Raw genomic sequence first — 18,027 nt, forward strand, 5'->3', positions numbered from 1 at the left:
AGTGCGGAATTAGAATTGCTTTTTAAAATAAATCTTTACATGTAAAGGGCGTGGCGTGTTTAATCAAAAAAATATACTCATCACAGGCGGAACGGGCAGTTTTGGTAAAAAATACACCGAAATTCTTTTAAAAAAATACCAACCAAACAAGATTATTATTTTCTCACGAGATGAGCTTAAACAATACGAAATGGCACAACAATTCACCCACCCGTGTATGCGCTTTTTTATTGGGGATGTCAGAGATGAGCAGCGTTTGAAACGTGCGATGGATGGCGTTGATTTTGTCATTCATGCCGCAGCACTCAAGCACGTTCCTATTGCAGAATACAATCCGATGGAGTGCATTAAAACCAACATTAACGGAGCGGGAAATGTCATTGATGCCGCACTTGAATGTGGGGTGCAAAAAGTCATTGCCCTCTCCACCGATAAAGCCGCTAACCCTATCAACCTTTATGGCGCAACCAAACTTGCTAGCGATAAACTCTTTGTCGCTGCCAATAACATACGAGGCTCCAAACGTACCCAATTCTCCGTCGTACGCTATGGCAATGTGATAGGCTCCAGAGGTTCTGTGGTGCCTTTATTTAAACGTCTCATCGCAGAGGGGGCAAAAGAGCTTCCCATTACCGAAGCGCAGATGAGTCGCTTTTGGATTACCCTAGAACAAGGGGTCAATTTTGTCTTGAAAAATTTTGAGCGGATGCAAGGAGGAGAAATTTTTGTTCCTAAAATTCCTTCCATGAAAATGATTGACTTAGCCCATGCCTTAGCGCCACATCTTGGGATAAAAATCATTGGTATTCGCCCAGGAGAGAAGATGCACGAGGTGATGGTTCCCAAAGATGACAGCCACCTCACCTTAGAGTTTGACGACCATTTTGTCATTCAGCCTAGCATTCAGTTTGCGCAAAAAGCAGACTTTACATGTAATGCACTAAAAGAGAAGGGAACACCTGTTCAATACGGCTTTGAGTACAGCTCAGAAACCAATACACAATGGCTTGATGCCAAAGGACTTTTGGAGATGATAGAGGCATGATACCTTATAGCAGACAAAGCATAGAACAGTGCGATATTGACGCTGTGGTTGAAACATTAAAGGGTGATTTTTTAACAGGCGGGGAGAGAGTCGAGGCGTTTGAAGCAGCGCTGGCTTCTTACTTAGGCGTACAACACGTCTGTGTCATGAACTCAGCCACCTCCGCTTTGCACGTAGCGTATCAAATCATTGGGCTTAAAGAGGAAGATGAAATCATCACAACACCCCTCACCTTTGCCGCCACTTCCAACACGGCTCTTCAATGCGGTGCGACTCCTGTTTTTTGTGACATTAAATTTGATGGCAATATGAATGAGAAAAAAGTTGAAGCACTCATCACGCCAAACACGAAAGCCGTTGTGCCCATGGATTTTGGCGGAAATCCTGTGGAAATTGATGCCTTACGAGCTCTGTGTGACGCTCACCATCTCTTTTTAATCGAAGATGCTTCTCATGCACTTGGAAGCGAAATCAATGGGCAAAAAGTGGGACAAAAAGCGGATATGAGCATTTTTAGTTTTCATGCCATCAAACCCATCACCACTTTTGAAGGTGGTGCGATTGCGACCAATAACACCGAGTTTTACGAAAAAGCCAAACTCTTAAGAAGCCACGGCATTGTGAAAAAAACCTTGTGGAATTCTGACATGGTACTTTTGGGCGAAAACTACCGTTTAAGCGATGTAGCGTGTGCTTTGGGGCTAAGTCAGCTCAAGCGATTGGATAGCTTTATAGAAAAACGAAATGCCATTGCTCATGCGTACGATGTCGCCTTTGCGCACACGCCTTATTTTACGCCCATTGGCATTGATAATAGCAAAAAAAGCAGCCATCATCTCTACCCCATTTTACTTGCCAAAAATCTCTGGTGTTCCAAAGAGGAGATTTTTCAAGCCTTACATGTAAAAGGTGTGGGCGTGCAAGTGCATTACAAACCCATTTATCAGTTTAGCTACTACAAAGAGCGTTTTGGGGAACTTTACCTACCCAATACGGAGGATTTTTACCGAGCCGAGCTCTCCATTCCATGTCATCAGGGAATGAGCATAGAAGAGGCGCAGTATGTCATTCAATCCCTTTTAGAAGTGTGCGAATCCATCAAAGGGTGCCACCGATGAACATTGCTATTATCCCCGCACGAGGGGGAAGTAAGCGCATTCCTCGCAAAAATATCAAGGAGTTTTGCGGTAAACCCATCATCACTTACAGCATTGAAACAGCTCAAAAAAGCGGACTGTTTGATAAAATCATCGTGAGCACCGATGATGAAGCCATAGCCGATGTCGCACGTTTTTATGGAGCTGAAGTTCCTTTTATGCGACCTCGTGAACTCAGTGATGATTACACGCCTACGATTCCCGTTATTGCCCATGCGATTCAAAACAGTGGCATATATACTAATGGCATCAAAGCCGTCTGTTGTCTCTACGCTACCGCACCCTTTGTTCAGGCTTCTTTTCTCCAAAAGGCTTATGAAAAACTTTTTACATGTACCGCGCTTTATTGCTTTAGTGCAACCCGTTTTTCCTTCCCCATTCAGCGAGCCATCCGCCTCACCCATGATGATAGGGTTGAAATGTTTTCTCCTGAAAATTTTGCCATTCGGAGTCAGGATTTAAAAGAGGCGTACCACGATGCAGGGCAATTTTATTGGGGAAAGCCAGAAGCATGGTTAGAGAATAAAACCATCTTTGCACCCCATTCAACAGCTTTTTTACTACCTCCTCACCTCGTGCAAGACATCGACACGCCTGAAGATTGGATAAGGGCGGAACTCATGTATAAGATAGTTCATGAAAATACTCATCAGGGCTGATAGTTCAAGCACCATAGGACTTGGGCACATCATGAGAGACCTTGTCCTTGCCAAAGAATTTGAGGGTGAAGTCATTTTTGCGTGCCAAGCGCTAGAGGGCAATATTATTGACCAAATTCCCTACGAGGTTAAACGCCTCACGTCTAACGATGCGGGCGAACTTATCGCACTGATTCACGCTTTACATGTAACGCTTTTAGTCATCGACCATTACGGCATTGACGTCTCTTTCGAGCGAAAAATCAAAGAGGCAATGGGGGTGAAGATTTTAAGCGTTGATGACACCTATGAGAGCCATCACTGCGATATTCTCCTCAACCCAAACCTTTATGCGGACGCTTCACGCTACGAGGGGCTTGTTCCAAAAGGGTGCGAACTTCGTTGTGGAGTGCCTTTGATACGAGAAGAGTTCCATACAGAAAAAACGATTCAGCGTGAGAAAATCTACGATGTGTGCATTGCGATGGGGGGAAGTGACGCAAGCAATCTAACGCAAACCATTTTACAAACCTTACCCAAAGACAAACGCATTGCCATTCTCACAACCACTGCCAATGCACATCTTGAAGCGTTGAAATCTTTTGTGGCAGATACGCCTAACATCGCTTTACATGTAAACTCAAAAGAAGTAGCTAAACTTTTGCACCAAAGCCATTGTGTCATTACAACACCTAGCGTGATGGTGCATGAGGTGCTCTTTATGGAAGTGCCTTTTATTGCCATTCAAACAGCCCAAAATCAAGAAGCAATGTTTCAGTATCTTCACCAAAAGGGCTATCTTGTGTTAAAGGAGTGGAATGAGCACGCATTTATGCGACTTTACAACGCTAAGTAACACCCAAAAAGCAATGATTTTAACATGGCGCAACCACGAAAAGGTAAGAGCCTTTATGTACCATGTGCAGATGATTTCACTTGAAGAACACCTACTTTTTATAGAGAGTTTAAAAAAATCTCTGGATAAACGCTATTTTTTGGTGCAACACAAAGGTGTGGATATAGGCGTGATTGATTTTACGCATATCACACAACAATGCGCAACCATAGGACTTTACGCCAATCCCACACTTTCTCGCAAAGGAATAGGCAAAGAGTTGATGAATGCCATCATCACCTATGGATTTGAAGCCTTACATGTAAAAAAACTCTGTGCGGAACTCTTTGCGTTTAATACCAAAGCCAAAGCACTGTATGAAGCCTTTGGCTTTTGCGAGACAGCACGAAAAACAATAAATAAACACGAGATTATTTGTATGGAGTTAGACAATGAACATCGCTCATTTTGATTTAAACAGCCCTCACACGTTTATTATCGCTGAACTCTCCGCCAATCATGGGCAGAGTTTGGACATTGCCAAACAAACGATACGTGCTGCCAAAAAAGCAGGAGCGGACGCTATCAAGCTTCAAACCTATACCGCCGATACACTCACCATCAACTGCGATAAAGAAGACTTTGTGGTGAAAGGCGGAACACTCTGGGATAACAAAACCTTGTATGCACTCTATGAAGAAGCCTACACCCCATGGGAATGGCACGAGGCACTGTTTGCGTGTGCTAAAGAAGAGGGATTGCTCTGTTTTTCAACTCCCTTTGATAAACGTGCGGTGGACTTTTTAGAATCATTTAACCCACCTGCCTACAAAATTGCTAGCTTTGAAATTACAGATTACGCCCTCGTGCGCTACGTCGCCTCTAAAAAACGCCCCATTATTATCTCCACGGGCATTGCCACACTGGAAGAAATCGAAGATGTCGTACGCATCTGCAAGGAAGAGGGAAATGAGGAGATTGTTTTACTTCAATGCACGTCATCCTATCCTGCTCCTTTAGAGGATGCCAATCTTCTGATGATTCCTGAGTTACAAAAGCGTTTTGGAGTCATTGCGGGATTTTCAGACCACACCTTAGGTCTCACCGCCCCTGTCATGGCAGTAGCCCTTGGAGCAAAAGTGATTGAAAAACATTTTATCTTAGATAAAAGCATTGGTGGAGCCGATGCCTCTTTTTCACTTGATGTGGAAGCGTTTTCAGCAATGGTGCACGCCGTGCGTGAAGCAGAAAAATTACGAGGGGAAGTTTCTTACCCAAACGAGCCAAACACCATTAAAGGACGACAGTTTTCCAGAAGCCTCTATGTCACCAAAGCCATTCAAAAAGGCGAAGTTTTTACAGAAGAGAACATTCGCTCCATTCGCCCAGGGTATGGACTGCATCCAAAATATCTAGGAGAGATTTTAGGCAAACGTGCCTCCAAAAACCTAAGCAAAGGGGAGAGGGCTACCAAAGAGATGTTAGACTAGTCTAAAATAGCCTCCACTATGGCTTCCACATCCACTACCATAGCACCGAAAACTTCTTTGGCTCTTTCATCGTAACGCTTGCTCATCATACGTCCCACCGCTTCAAGCAATTCCTCTTTGGTATTGACCCACTCCATCAACCCTTGGTCGATTTGGTATTTGTCATAGTGGCTGATAAAACTGCGTGTAGAGATGGTAGGCGTTCCAAAATAGCATGCCTCGGTATTGAGCGTTCCTCCTCCTCCGATAAACAAATCCGCATAGGCTAAAAGATGCTGAATGACCACTTTTTCTTCTAACACGCTCACAAAAGGAAATTGCTCTTTAAGATAACGGCTCTCGTAACGAGGAATAATGACAATATTTGCCCCTGTTTGTGTAGCAATCTCTTGCATCGCATCGTACAAAATGGGGTAGTGTTTATCCACATAACTCGCTTTATATTCTTCTTCACGAATCACAATTAACGGTTTTTTCAAATCCAAACCATACGGCTTTAAAATCGCTTCAACGCTTTTCATGTCAGGCTTAAACGCTTTGAGCCAAATGACAGGGTCGATAAATCCGTAAGAGAAAATCTGCTCATCATCGAGTGAAAAACGGCGAAAAATATCATCAGGCACGACAAAAGGTTTAATGACACGATTGGAAAGTGGCAAGGTTAAGCGTGCTTGAGGAAGCGCTTTTTTGAAGTTTTCTTTATGGTCGGAGAGGGGAATATCGTAAAAATTAATCACAGGAATGCCCAGTCCAAACGCCACACGATTGGCATCCACCGAACACAGACAGACCAAACGGTCGATGTTGTAGAGGCTCACAAATTCCATTAACGCCTTTTGACGTTCAATAGAAGCGTGCAATTTATCCCGCAAACACGCCCCACCAAACTCACCACGATTGGTAAAAGGGATGTTGTGTAACCGTAACAATTCCACAACTTCACTGTACCCTTCCCCTTCACGTGCCGTAATGAGTGTCTTACGCCCTTTGTTTTCAATCTGCTTGATAATGGGAATAAAAAAAAGTACCGATTTTGGAGTCACCAAATCAAACCAAATCATTCATCTCTCCTTTAACGAAGCATATTCCTAGTTTTTTCATATCAACACACGATTCAAAAAAAGAGTCTTTACAAATCTTCTCCCATGCCTCTTTCATGCCCTCGGACCACGAAATATCATCAAAAACCACCACCGCTTTTGAACTCAAATAAGGTTTGAGCATCTCCAAATAGCGCACCGTTGCCTCTTTATCATGGTGACCATCGATAAACGCCAAATCAATCTGCAAAGGCGCTTTTAAAAGGGTCGGTAAAACATCTTGAAAACGCCCAATATACTGCGTGATGTTTTTGCACCCTGCTTCGTCTATGTTCTCTTTTGCCAAAGTGGCAACAGTGGGATCACCTTCAATGGTATAAATATGTGAATCACAGCATGCTTTTGCCATATAAATCGCTGAAAAACCACAACATGTTCCAAGCTCTAAAACCTTTTTGGGACGATGCTTTTGTACCAAAGAATAAAGCTCCTGTGCCCATTCACCTTTTAAGCCAATGGATGAAAGTTGCGCGATGGTAGTCTCTTTTGGAACCCCTTGATACATCTGCTCAGGACTTCGTGTCGCCTCAGGATCTCCTGCACCATAATCCACAAGAGCAATGAGCGCATCTTGTGCTTTTCGCTTCGTCCGAATGGCTTCAATGGCTTCAAAAATTGTATGGTCATGAGATGTAAATAGCATGCTTATCCTTATAAATAAAACTGATTATACCATCTGCAAAAGAGATACAGTGACCAAACATGCTGTTTGAAGCGTCCCTCTTTGCCTTCGTGGTACAAGAATGTCACAAATGAAGCATCAAATAGACCGCTGTGATGGCTTACATGTAACATTAATTTTAAAATTTCATCGCCATATTCAGCATACAACCACTCAATAAACGGAGAGCTAAACCCTTTTTTCTTACGCTCAATAATAGAAGAGGGGATATACTTTTGGGCAATCTGTTTGAGAAGGTATTTGTTGGTATCGCCCGCTCGTAAAGAAGGAGGCAACGCAAGACAATAATCCATCAAACGATAATCCAAAAAGGGTGCTCGAAGCTCTAAAGAGTGCGCCATGGACATACGGTCAATCTTGCTCATCAATACCTCAGCAACCCAAATCTTAAAATCAATCGTACTCATCCATAAAAACGGATTCTTATCAATGGCAACGCTTGTGCGTACATCCTTCGTTTCTTCACCACACAGTGCATCAAACTGGCGTTTTGTAAAGGTTTCGCCTCCACTGTAAAAGGGATGCTCATTGGCACTAATGCGCCTTAAAGACTCCCAATTGCGAGACCAATTAGGATTACGTTCTAAGTAGTTTTTTAAGAGCATCTTGCTCGGCGCTGAGAGCTCTGAATGCATCTGATAATATTTTGCCATCTCAAAGTAGTTGTCATACCCTAAAAATATCTCATCGCTTCCCTCACCACTGAGGCAGACTTTAATACCTGATTGATGCACCATTCTGGATAGCAAATACGTCGGCATACACGCTGTATCGCCCATAGGTTCATCCAAATGTGCAAGCGTGTTTTCAATGGTATCAATGTATGTTCGCTTATTGATACGAAGTTCATGATGCTGTGAACCAATGTAAACGGATGCCTCTTTGGCTTGCGTTAGCTCATCATAATGCAAATGCTCATCATACCCAATGGAGAAGGTATTGATTTTTTTGCCTGAGGCTTTGGCATAAATAGCACTCACCAGCGAAGAATCAATGCCTCCTGAAAGCAATGAAGCCACCTCAACATCACCCACTAAACGTTTTTGTACAGAGTCTAAAAGCAATGCTTCTATGTTTTCGAGGGCTTCCTTTTCGCTTACATGTAAAAGCGCTTTTTCTCCAACCTCGTAATACCGTTTACATGTAAAAGTTCCTTTTGAAAAGGTTGCATACATGCCCGCTTCAAGCTTATGAATTCCCTCAAAAAATGTATAGGGTGGCACGGTACTTTGAAAAGCAAAATAGTCTCTAAACCCTTCTTTATTCATCGCAGGTGTTGTTCCTAAAAGCTCTAAAACCGCCTTTATTTCACTTGCGACTATTAAACCTTTGCTCTGACTAAAGTACAAAGGTTTCTTTCCAAAGCGGTCTCGTGCCATAAAAAGCTCATCGTTGAGCCTGTCGTAAAGGCAAAAAGCAAACATACCATTGAGATGTGAGAGCATCGCATGACCCAATGTTTCATAAAGTTTAATGAGCACTTCCGTGTCGCTGGTGGTTTTACATGTAAGCGCATACTCACGTTTAAGTTCTTCAAAATTATAAATCTCTCCATTAAACACCAAAGCATACCGCTCGTCCACCATCGGCTGATTTGATCGCTCATCAAGGTCTATAATAGCAAGCCTTGTATGCCCCATAAGAACATCTTTTTCCCCCCATATTCCCATTGCATCAGGTCCACGGTGGGAGAGTTTACACAGCGCTTTTTCAAAGGTTTTTTTGTTATGATTGCCAATGGCTGTTAAAATTCCACACACAATTGATCTTCCTTTTTCACAACAGTTTCTATAAGCTCTCTCCAACGCTTTTGACACATCTCTTGAGAATACTTTTGAATACTACATTGGGCATTTTTTTGCAATGTTTCTCTGAATATCGGCTCTTTTTCCAAGCGAACTAAAGCCTTTGAAAGCTCTTTTATATCGCCTTTTTCTACAAATAAAACAGCCTCTTTGCCATCAAATTCTCTCCATGATGGCTCAAACTTGTACGCCACAACAGCACACCCAAGGCTTAATGCCTCAAGTAAAGCATTTGGCATTCCCTCATAGTACGATGAAAAAATAAATCCCTTACATTTTCGCATATATTGATAAGGATTTTCGTCAAATCCCATAAAAAAAATACGCTTTTGCAAACCGTAGTTACCAACCAACGCTTCTACCTTAGCTCTGTCTTTTCCATCCCCCACAAACACCAGTGCGCTTTGAAGCTCTTTTGCCACACTTCTGTATGCCTCTACGACTTCATGTTGTGCTTTTTGAGCGGTATCGAACCGTCCTACATGTAAAAAGAATTCGTCATTTAATGCACACGCTTCTTGTGAGAGTGTTTGAAGTTTTTTAAGCTCTATTCCGTTCGCAATTGTTCTAGCACGTATTCCAAGTTTTGCCAACTCCTCTTTGACGCCATCACTGACCGATACCACACATTCAGCTTTTGGGTAGAGCTTTTGCATAGTTGTTTTATAAAAAGAAGAGGGCAAAAGATGAATCAAGCGATTTTTATAGCCATGCTCTAAACTCACCCGTGAAGAGACAATGGCTTTCATTCCTTTTTTAAGAGCGTTAAGTGTGCAAAGGTTATTATAATCCTCAAAGGAAACCACAATATCAAATACATGACTTTCAAAAAGGTGTGTAAGGTCTTTACTTCTCGCATCAAAAAGCGCTTTGCCTATGTTTTGAAGTTCCTCTTCTGTTTTATTGTCCAGTTCCAAAGCATGGTGTAAAAGCGTATAGACAGTTATTTTAGAATCTAAATGGTATGAAAAAGGTTTATCTTCGAATAAAATAAGAGTGACCTTATGGGTTGAAGAGAGTGCATTTGCAAGCAATGAAACATTTTTTTGAACACCCCCCAAGCAGAGATTATGCGTTATGATTGCTATATTTTTCATGCTTTCTTTCTAGCTATCACAAAAAAATTTGGCGAAAAATGTTTCGCAGGAATAAGATCTAAAATCAACCCAAAAACATTATTACATGTAAAGATAATTAAGATAAAAGGTAGCAACACGCTATTGCGAAGAGAGCGTATGCAGGCTAGTTTTTCCCAGATAAAACCATTGATGATAGAAAAAAGAGTCGTTCCAAGATAGCCTTGATAATGCCACTCAAGAACTTCTAATTCATACTTTTGCAAAAGCATTTTTAAGCCATATTCGCTAAAACGATGATAATCATAGGGTGTTGCATGTGCCTGATAGATAAAAGGAACGGAGAGCAACATAACACCCTCTTTTTTCATAACTCTCACCGCTTCACTCAAAGCCTTTTCATAATCAAACACATGTTCTAGCACTTGCGTTAAAACAACCGTATCTATGCTTTCATTATCAAAAGGGAGCAACGTGGCTTCTGCCATCACAAAATCTGTGTGTGAGTCTTTAAACATATGGCTATGTGTTTTTTCACTATCAGTAATGATGTAATTTTTGCAATGTGGTTCAAGGTAGCGCTTGTAGGGTGCTTTACCAGCGCCAATGTCCAAGCAAATCCCCGTAGCATACTCTTTTGCTTTGTGCATCGAGTGCTTCATTTGCCTCCAATTAAGATAAAAGCCATCGGTAATGTACACATCTGGCGCTTTATTTGCCCCTGTAAGAAAAGGAATAATTTTATAAGAGAAAAAGTTGCAAGTTTTTTTCCAAAATTCCACTATTACTCTCCCAAATTTCGATCAAATATAAAAAGTTCATTCCATCTTGATGATTCAAATCGATAAATATTTTTACCAGAAGCTATAAAGTTTTTAAAAGCCTCGGCTGTATAGATTCGGGTAAAATCTTTTTCACTCCAACCACTAGTTTTTAGTTTTTGTGCCATAGATTCTTCGTGATCTTTTGAACCAATTAAAATATGTTCTATATTCATACTTTTGGTCTCACTGAGTGATATTATTGGTAAGTTATAAAAAGTTTTTTGCATAGAAAAATCATCCACAAATGCTACTATATTTTTTTCTAAACCGTATTGCTTTGCCATACAAAAAATATCTAAACTTTGAAAACCTGTACCATAAATAGCTATTTTGGAATTAAACACAGGAGTATAATGTCTTAAATATTCTAAAATATAATAAGGAATGCTCTTTTCCAAAGAAAGATTTTTTGTATCAAGAATTTGTTTACCACCCTTTTTTTGTGCAAAAAAAATACTGCCAATCACACAAAAATTTTCAAAATTATCATCTTCAACAATACTTTCATGAACAGCTTTCATAATACCTGCGATTTCTGGATTTCCGCTTCCATAATCATGTACAGCTATCATTCCTCCATCTGAAAGAAATCCTTTATATCTTTCTATATCACTTTTACAACCATTGTAAGTATGTTCTCCGTCTATCCATAAAAGTCCTATTGGAAGATTTTTATTTTCACCTTTCCAATCAAATGTTTTGGAGTCTTGAACAAAACATTTGATTTTTTTGATCACTTCATATTTTTTAGCATAATAATCATAAAGAGGGTTGTGTAGAATATCTAAAGAAACCAGCACAGAAAGATTGTGTTTTTCTTGATTTCCAAGTGCTAGAGCAAGAGTAGATCCACCACTATTTCGCCCAATTTCAAAGATTGATTCATGATGACTAACACGCTTTGCAAGTTCAAACAAAAATCTTCTTTCAATATTTTGCATCATCATGCTAAATGGAAGTTTTGCAACACTAAGATTTCCATCGTACAAAGAATATATAATAGGATTAAGCTGATTCGTTACTTCATCATACCAATAGACCATTTTAGGACACACTTGATTGATGTATTCTACATCTGCAAGTGTATTAGGAGTGATTCCAAAAAATATAATATTTTCAAAAGAATGGCAATTATTATCCATCAAATCTTTTCTTTTAATCATTAAAACATTACTTTTAACAAACATATTGTATGAATCAGACAATTTATCCATAATTTCTTCGTCAAATACAACAACCGTATTACCAATAAGCAAAGATTTTATTTCCAATATTAAACCCTTTTAAATAATAATTCTTTTTCACATGTCGTGGCGGTATTGGACTCCTTAGGAAAAGCATACAACACCGTCTCCCCTAAATCATAATGGTACTGCCCTAAACGATAACTATAATTTTTGAGTGTTTCATTTAAAAAAAGGGCGATTTGGTACAAATCTTCATAAGAATGATAAATCGAAATGGCTAATTTTGGTCTATCTTTTTGAAGGGTTTTATAAGCTCCTCTAAGCGCATTTAATTCTGCGCCTTCAATGTCAAATTTGATAAAATCAATTTTTTCAATCTTTCGCTCTTCCACAAAACTATCTATACTTACCACCTCAATTTCAAGATGAGAAGAGAAATTAACTTCCTCTAAAGTGCTCACACTCGCAAGGGGAAGATCACTGGATGTATCTATGGCTAATGTAGTGTTTTCATGCCAAAGCCCTTGCGTTAAAATCTGCACTTTTGGATTTGCATTTAAATACGTTTTATGCGGATGTTCATAGGCATTGTACAGAGGTTCAAACCCATATATTTTTTCTATCTTTGGCATGACATGTAAGAATTCAATGGTATTGATTCCATCAGCCAACCCACCTTCTATCATTACCTTAACATCAGAAAAATCCAAATGCTCTAAATAATGCCTTCCTATAAAAGGAAAATGATGAACATAATAATCTCTCACATCAAAATTTCGCTTATGCCAATTATGAACTATCATACTGTATAAAGCGCTATCTTCTTCTTTTTCAAATATCTCTATGACACGCTCAAAATATCCTTTATGATACTCTTGTATCGAACTATATCTAGGAGTGATAGCATAAGAGTCTTGATGCATTTTTGCTAGTGCCTCACACTCTTTTAAATCATGGGGATAATTCAAGCGAATCAATGCATAATGCCTTATATTCATTCGCTCCAATACACTTAAAATATTCTCACATAAAAGCACAGAAACCAAAACCAAATATTCTGGTATATATATTTGTTCAAGTTCAGCAGAAGAGATAATCGCTATACCATCTATGTCACCAACATGTGCATCATCAACAATATAGCTGATGAGCTGATGTGGGCGATATATACGCAAAAGAGCTATTAAAATTCTTCCAGCATGTCCCCCGCCGTATAGGATAAGCGAACGATCTTCTGGAATATCCGCTATTTTAAAAATATAAGGGGAATTACACTTCACGCTTATAGCCTTTCATACCCAAAATATAATGACACGGCTCAATTTTTTCAAACCCTTCTTCGCTAAACCATCGATACACCTCATCAACATAATGCCGATTGATATACGTTGGGCTGTAAAGATCATAGGTATTGAGTGCCCTCACATGACGGTCTTTATCCATCGCAATCGGCAATGTTTCCCTAAACGCATGCCCTATAAAAGGAATTTTGTAGAGATAATAAAGCCATGAGGCGATGATGGAAAAACGATACAGCGCCATCGGCGACATTTTAGAAGTAAAAAGCTTTCTAATTCTATCTTGATTGACACTTTTCTTTAGCCAATACGCTCCATACAACCAAATACTTAAAAGCCCTCTAGTCTTCACAAAAGGGGCAATAGCTTCAAAGGCTTTATGCGTATCTGGTGTATGGTGCAAAACACCCAAAGAATACACCACATCAAAACTTTTTTTTCGCAAAGGAAGCCTAAAAAGATTGGCTTGAATTATCGTTACATTGTCCAAATGTCCTACATTTTCATAAGCAGCGTCCACAGCACGACTCAAATCAATACCAATAATATGCTTTGCATGAAATTCTCTTGCACTTATATCCAAATAAGGACCTGCCCCACAACCAATCTCAAGAACTTCTTTATTTTCAATATCTTCTTTTTTAAGTCCCATATATTGGTTCATTTCATCTTTTGACATCAAAGGTCTCGTATTTTTCACATGTTTAAAAAGATGCCACTCTTCCCCAAAAGATGCCACATATTCTTGATCTTCTACAAAACGAGGAATAAAGTTATGAATTTTAAACGATGCTTGACACGATGGACAAAAAAGTTTTCCCTCTTTGATGCAGCCACTCTCTTCAACAACATCTTTAAGTTCAAAATCACGCTGGCAAGAAGGGCACACCAAATACTCTAATGCTTTTTTATGCATAAAATCGTCCTTTAAATCCTTGCTCATCTTTAATATAGAGCACATTAAATACTTTACACAAACCTAAAGACATCCCCGTTTTCACAACTACACTCACCACACTATTTGCAAGAAATTTCAACCAACTCTTTTTTCTTATAAAAAGTAAAAAAGAGTTATTGGTTGGCAACTCAGTACGTAAAAAATAGTAATAAAATCCAAATTTTCCAAGCCATCCATCAAAATGAGGCAAAATATAATATCTCCCCTCTTTTAACACTTCGTGTGCTAAAGCATCAATGAGCGAAGGTGTTGTAAAATTAAGCTCATCAATAAAAAAATCAGACCTTCCTCTAAACCTAACATATACTTTTGCAAAAGGCTTATAAAGTAATACATAAGGAATCCAAAGCATATTATAATGTCCTTCAAAAAAAGAGTTATAGTTTGGAATATTCATATACATAATGCCTTGTTGCTTTAAAACCCTTTGTGCCTCACTCAATGATTTTTTTATGTCTAAAACGTGCTCCAATACAGCAATGCTAAAAACCATATCGAATGTTTCATTATCAAATTGACTTAAATTTTCTGCCACCATATCGTAGATATACTGTTCAGCAGGGCTAATGCCGTTTGCTTCTATAAGCTTCAGAGCGAGATTGAATCTATCTTCAAAACCTATGCTTCTCCCAGGCTCAATGCCTACGATGTTATAGCCTGATTGAATTGCATTGATAAGATTAAACCCAAAACCACTTCCGATTTCAAGATAACGCCTATCTTCTTTTTTGCTGGTAAAAAACTTTTCAAAACGAGGTAATTCATTCATTTCACAAAGCGATAAAAAATAGTTTTCAATTTCTTTTTTAGAGCCAAAAGGTATCAACTCCTTATGTAACTTCAAATTGTTTTCAACAATCATATCAAGCAATAAAGAGGGGATGAAAACACTCATTTTCATTCCAAAATATATTTATTTTTTAATTCAATATTTTTATATCCCATCAATTACCCCCTTATCCCATATCGTTATATTATTTCGTTAAACATTTTATTTTTTATTTACAGATAACTTTTGTATAGCAATATCATATACTTCTTTAAAATCTTGATTCATTATTGCTGATTGATCATAAATTAAAGATTTTTTCTTTAATACATAGTTGTAGCTTTTACCAACGGCTAATCCTTTTCCATATTTTTCTAAATACTCTTTTGAAGATAAAATTTCAAAATTCTTTTCTAAAAATTCTCTATAATGAGTTTCAAGAAAAAATATATTAATTAAAGGATTGGGAGAAAAAAGTTTTTGCAAAGTATCTATTTTTTCTCCTCCAAAATAACAAGGCATATCAATAAAAACATTTCTTGATATAAATAATAAGCCATCATCTTTCAATAATCTATGTAACAGTGAAAAAGACTTATCTATATCATTAAAAAGATAATCTACTCCTTGACAGAATATTACATCATAAACAGACTCAATATTTTCATACTCTTCTAAATGCCCATTAAGAACAACATAATTAGAATAACGCTCTCTTAAAATTTGATAATTTTCAGCTATCGGCTCTAATAATACGAAATTCATATCTGCAAGTTTTTCATTTGTCTGCTCAACAATAAACTCAAGCAAGCCAATACCCGCACCAATATCCAAAATTGATTTTTTGTTATCAAACGATATAAACTCTTGAAAAAATTGTAGATTAAATTTCATTCTATCCGCATGCTGAGCAATTTGAACTGATGCTAAATTTGAATCATAATCCTCTTTATTAAAATTACCCCAACTATTTTTGCTATAGGTAGCAAACACTTGCTCTTTATATAAAGTGCTATTTCTAACATGATGAACGACGCCACAAAAATTACATTGAATAATTTCACTAAATTCATATTTCCAAATATGCTTAGAATTGACTATGGACGTTTTACAAACTGGGCAAATCATTTATTTTTTCCTTTTAATGGATTACTCTCTTACCATCTTTAAGCATAATCGGTACTTCACGCATCCAAATCTGTTTTTCCCACATTTGTCTATTATTTTTATACCAAACTATCGTATCTTTAAGTCCTTCTTCAAAGGTAACCTTTGGTCTCCAACCGAGTACATTTTCTGCCTTTGAAATATCTGCCAAATGACAATCCACTTGACCAGGTCTGTCTTCATTGTAAATAATTTTTTCTTCCCCAAAACCAAAAAGCTTAGTAACACTTAAAGCTACATCACGAATCGAAATGGTTCTACTTGTTCCTAAGTTAAAAACTTCACCTTTAACCTTATCAATTGGAGCAGATAAAATAGCATCAATACCCCTGCATGTATCTTCCACAAAAATCCAATCTCTTGAGGCTTCCCCTTTTCCATGAACGGTTAGTTTTTCACCCAAAAGAAGAGAAGTGATAAAACGAGGAATCGCCTTTTCAAGATGTTGTCTGGGACCATAATTATTAAAAGGACGAACAATGGTTGCAGGAATATCATAAGTATTTACATACGAATAAACCAATCTGTCCGCACCTACTTTGGCTGCGGCATAAGGAGATGCTGGATTTAGCGGGTGATTTTCATCCATAAACGTACAATTCTCAGCCGTACCATACACTTCTGACGTAGAGATATGAATAAACCTCTCAACGCTTTTTTTATTTTTAAGTACCGCATTGGCGATTGTTTGCGTTCCAATAACATCGGTCTCAAAAAAATTTCGATTGTCATAAATAGAACGTGTTACATGTGTTTCTGCGGCAAAATGCACCACAATATCTGCTCTTTCAACCAACTCTTCCACCAAAGCACTATTGGTTACATTACCATACCAAAATTCAAAACGCCCAGAATTATTATTGGGCTTGACGGGAAAATTATCAACATTTCCCGCATAAGTCAAAAGATCTAAAACAATTATCTTTGAATTAGGATAGGCATTGAAAATATAATGCAAAAAATTTGAACCTATAAATCCCGCACCACCCGTAATGAGAAACGTTTTTTTCATTTAATTTCCTTTGACATGTAAAGCTTGGTTCTTTACTTTTTCTGCATTCTCAACTAACTTCCAGTAATTATGATGCCACGATCGGTATTTCCAATCAGGACACTCTTTGCACATCGCTATCTCATCGCCTTTTTTATCTAAATGTTTTTGTCTATAAAACTCAAATCCCTCTGAATGCCATATCTCTTTGATACTTTTTTCACGAATATTGCCCATGTTTGTATTGGCAGCAATATCATAACCACACACCATAATCTGCCCACGACTATCGATATTTAAACGCTCAAAAATAAAAGGGCAAGGGATTTTTTCTTCAGGAGGAAGATAAGGAGTATCATCTGCTGAATTTTGTGGGTCATTGATTCCCCATGTGAGGTATTTTCTTTTTTGAAATTGATCTACATAAGGACTCCAAAATGCTTCCACAGAATCCACATCAATGCCTTGCTGATTGATAGCAGATGCTAAAATTTTAGTGGGAGCGTTCATCTCATTTCTTAAAGCATAAAGAGTGCGTACAGCGTTAACTAATGTGTCAAAATCAAGCCCTTTTCGTACAATATCATAATCCTCTTTTGTCGCAGCATCAACAGAGAACTCTAACATCTCAACACCCATCTCAAACAATGCCCTAGCCTTATCAATACTCATCAATGAGCCATTATTAATAATGCCTAATTTACACCCTTTTAATTTAGCATACGCCATTAACTCTAAAAATTGCGGATGCATTAAAGGCTCTCCACCACCAGAAATGCGAAGCCAAGCTCCATATTTTCCCGCTTCATCCGCTATTTTTTTAAAAATTTCTTCACTCATATATTTTGCATCTTTATAGTCACTTCTAATGGAAGAATTTGTATAAGGACAATTGGGACAAAGCGCATTGCATACATAACTAAACGATAATACTATCATCATGGGAAATTCAACTGCCTCAGCTCTGATGCCATAATGTTTATTTGTATGTTCTATTTTTTGCAT

At 38.3% G+C, this 18,027-nt stretch carries 18 protein-coding genes; 6 read left to right on the forward strand and 12 right to left on the reverse strand.

Annotated features, from left to right (window positions below; genetic code table 11):
- Positions 1–55: 55 nt before the first annotated feature.
- From pseB to pseI, 6 genes are read left to right on the forward strand one after another with little or no spacing between them, the layout of a single operon-like run.
- A complete protein-coding gene (pseB, locus tag SULBA_RS12055) occupies positions 56–1,045 on the forward strand; it encodes a UDP-N-acetylglucosamine 4,6-dehydratase (inverting) (RefSeq protein ID WP_014770572.1) in 990 nt (329 codons plus the stop codon).
- The gene (gene pseC / locus SULBA_RS12060) at positions 1,042–2,163 is read left to right on the forward strand and encodes a UDP-4-amino-4,6-dideoxy-N-acetyl-beta-L-altrosamine transaminase (protein ID WP_014770573.1); all 1,122 of its coding nucleotides are present in this window, start codon (positions 1,042–1,044) and stop codon (positions 2,161–2,163) included. The genes pseB and pseC overlap by 4 nt, the downstream gene beginning before the upstream one ends.
- Positions 2,160–2,861, forward strand: coding sequence for a pseudaminic acid cytidylyltransferase (pseF, locus tag SULBA_RS12065; RefSeq protein WP_014770574.1), 702 nt, complete (start codon positions 2,160–2,162; stop codon positions 2,859–2,861). The genes pseC and pseF overlap by 4 nt, the downstream gene beginning before the upstream one ends.
- On the forward strand, positions 2,839–3,696 hold the full coding sequence (gene pseG / locus SULBA_RS12070) for a UDP-2,4-diacetamido-2,4,6-trideoxy-beta-L-altropyranose hydrolase (RefSeq protein ID WP_014770575.1): 858 nt from the start codon (positions 2,839–2,841) through the stop codon (positions 3,694–3,696). The genes pseF and pseG overlap by 23 nt, the downstream gene beginning before the upstream one ends.
- The gene (pseH, locus tag SULBA_RS12075) at positions 3,659–4,147 is read left to right on the forward strand and encodes a UDP-4-amino-4,6-dideoxy-N-acetyl-beta-L-altrosamine N-acetyltransferase (protein WP_014770576.1); all 489 of its coding nucleotides are present in this window, start codon (positions 3,659–3,661) and stop codon (positions 4,145–4,147) included. The genes pseG and pseH overlap by 38 nt, the downstream gene beginning before the upstream one ends.
- Entirely contained in the window at positions 4,128–5,165 is a 1,038-nt protein-coding gene (gene pseI, locus SULBA_RS12080) for a pseudaminic acid synthase (protein ID WP_014770577.1), read from the forward strand. The genes pseH and pseI overlap by 20 nt, the downstream gene beginning before the upstream one ends.
- Here the strand turns inward: pseI and SULBA_RS12085 are convergent.
- The 12 genes from SULBA_RS12085 to SULBA_RS12140 form a co-directional block, all read right to left on the reverse strand.
- Positions 5,162–6,226 carry a DUF354 domain-containing protein gene (locus tag SULBA_RS12085; RefSeq protein WP_014770578.1) on the reverse strand — a complete coding sequence of 355 codons (1,065 nt, stop codon included), beginning with the start codon at positions 6,224–6,226 and terminating at the stop codon, positions 5,162–5,164. The genes pseI and SULBA_RS12085 overlap by 4 nt on opposite strands.
- On the reverse strand, positions 6,213–6,908 hold the full coding sequence (locus SULBA_RS12090; RefSeq protein ID WP_014770579.1) for an O-methyltransferase: 696 nt from the start codon (positions 6,906–6,908) through the stop codon (positions 6,213–6,215). Before SULBA_RS12090 ends, SULBA_RS12085 begins: the two co-directional genes overlap by 14 nt.
- A gap of 8 nt (positions 6,909–6,916) precedes the next feature.
- Positions 6,917–8,707: an asparagine synthase (glutamine-hydrolyzing) gene (gene asnB / locus SULBA_RS12095; protein ID WP_014770580.1), complete on the reverse strand. Its 1,791-nt coding sequence runs from the start codon at positions 8,705–8,707 to the stop codon at positions 6,917–6,919.
- Entirely contained in the window at positions 8,692–9,849 is a 1,158-nt protein-coding gene (locus SULBA_RS12100) for a glycosyltransferase (RefSeq protein ID WP_014770581.1), read from the reverse strand. Before SULBA_RS12100 ends, asnB begins: the two co-directional genes overlap by 16 nt.
- The gene (locus SULBA_RS12105) at positions 9,846–10,490 is read right to left on the reverse strand and encodes a class I SAM-dependent methyltransferase (protein ID WP_245391415.1); all 645 of its coding nucleotides are present in this window, start codon (positions 10,488–10,490) and stop codon (positions 9,846–9,848) included. Before SULBA_RS12105 ends, SULBA_RS12100 begins: the two co-directional genes overlap by 4 nt.
- Before the next feature lie 122 nt (positions 10,491–10,612).
- Complete coding sequence (locus tag SULBA_RS12110; RefSeq protein WP_014770583.1) at positions 10,613–11,923, reverse strand: class I SAM-dependent methyltransferase; 1,311 nt, start codon at positions 11,921–11,923, stop codon at positions 10,613–10,615.
- A 2-nt stretch (positions 11,924–11,925) separates the two neighbouring features.
- Positions 11,926–13,119 carry an FkbM family methyltransferase gene (locus SULBA_RS12115; RefSeq protein ID WP_014770584.1) on the reverse strand — a complete coding sequence of 398 codons (1,194 nt, stop codon included), beginning with the start codon at positions 13,117–13,119 and terminating at the stop codon, positions 11,926–11,928.
- Positions 13,109–14,053: a class I SAM-dependent methyltransferase gene (locus tag SULBA_RS12120; RefSeq protein WP_014770585.1), complete on the reverse strand. Its 945-nt coding sequence runs from the start codon at positions 14,051–14,053 to the stop codon at positions 13,109–13,111. Before SULBA_RS12120 ends, SULBA_RS12115 begins: the two co-directional genes overlap by 11 nt.
- Positions 14,046–14,990 (reverse strand): class I SAM-dependent methyltransferase, encoded by a 945-nt coding sequence (locus SULBA_RS12125; RefSeq protein ID WP_014770586.1) that lies wholly within the window; start codon positions 14,988–14,990, stop codon positions 14,046–14,048. Before SULBA_RS12125 ends, SULBA_RS12120 begins: the two co-directional genes overlap by 8 nt.
- Before the next feature lie 96 nt (positions 14,991–15,086).
- Positions 15,087–15,992, reverse strand: a complete 906-nt coding sequence (locus SULBA_RS12130) for a class I SAM-dependent methyltransferase (RefSeq protein ID WP_014770587.1) — start codon at positions 15,990–15,992, stop codon at positions 15,087–15,089.
- Positions 15,993–16,005: 13 nt separating this feature from the next.
- On the reverse strand, positions 16,006–17,043 hold the full coding sequence (locus tag SULBA_RS12135) for a dTDP-glucose 4,6-dehydratase (protein WP_014770588.1): 1,038 nt from the start codon (positions 17,041–17,043) through the stop codon (positions 16,006–16,008).
- Positions 17,044–18,027, reverse strand: coding sequence for a radical SAM protein (locus tag SULBA_RS12140; RefSeq protein WP_014770589.1), 984 nt, complete (start codon positions 18,025–18,027; stop codon positions 17,044–17,046).

Source organism: Sulfurospirillum barnesii SES-3, assembly GCF_000265295.1.
GTDB lineage: Bacteria > Campylobacterota > Campylobacteria > Campylobacterales > Sulfurospirillaceae > Sulfurospirillum > Sulfurospirillum barnesii.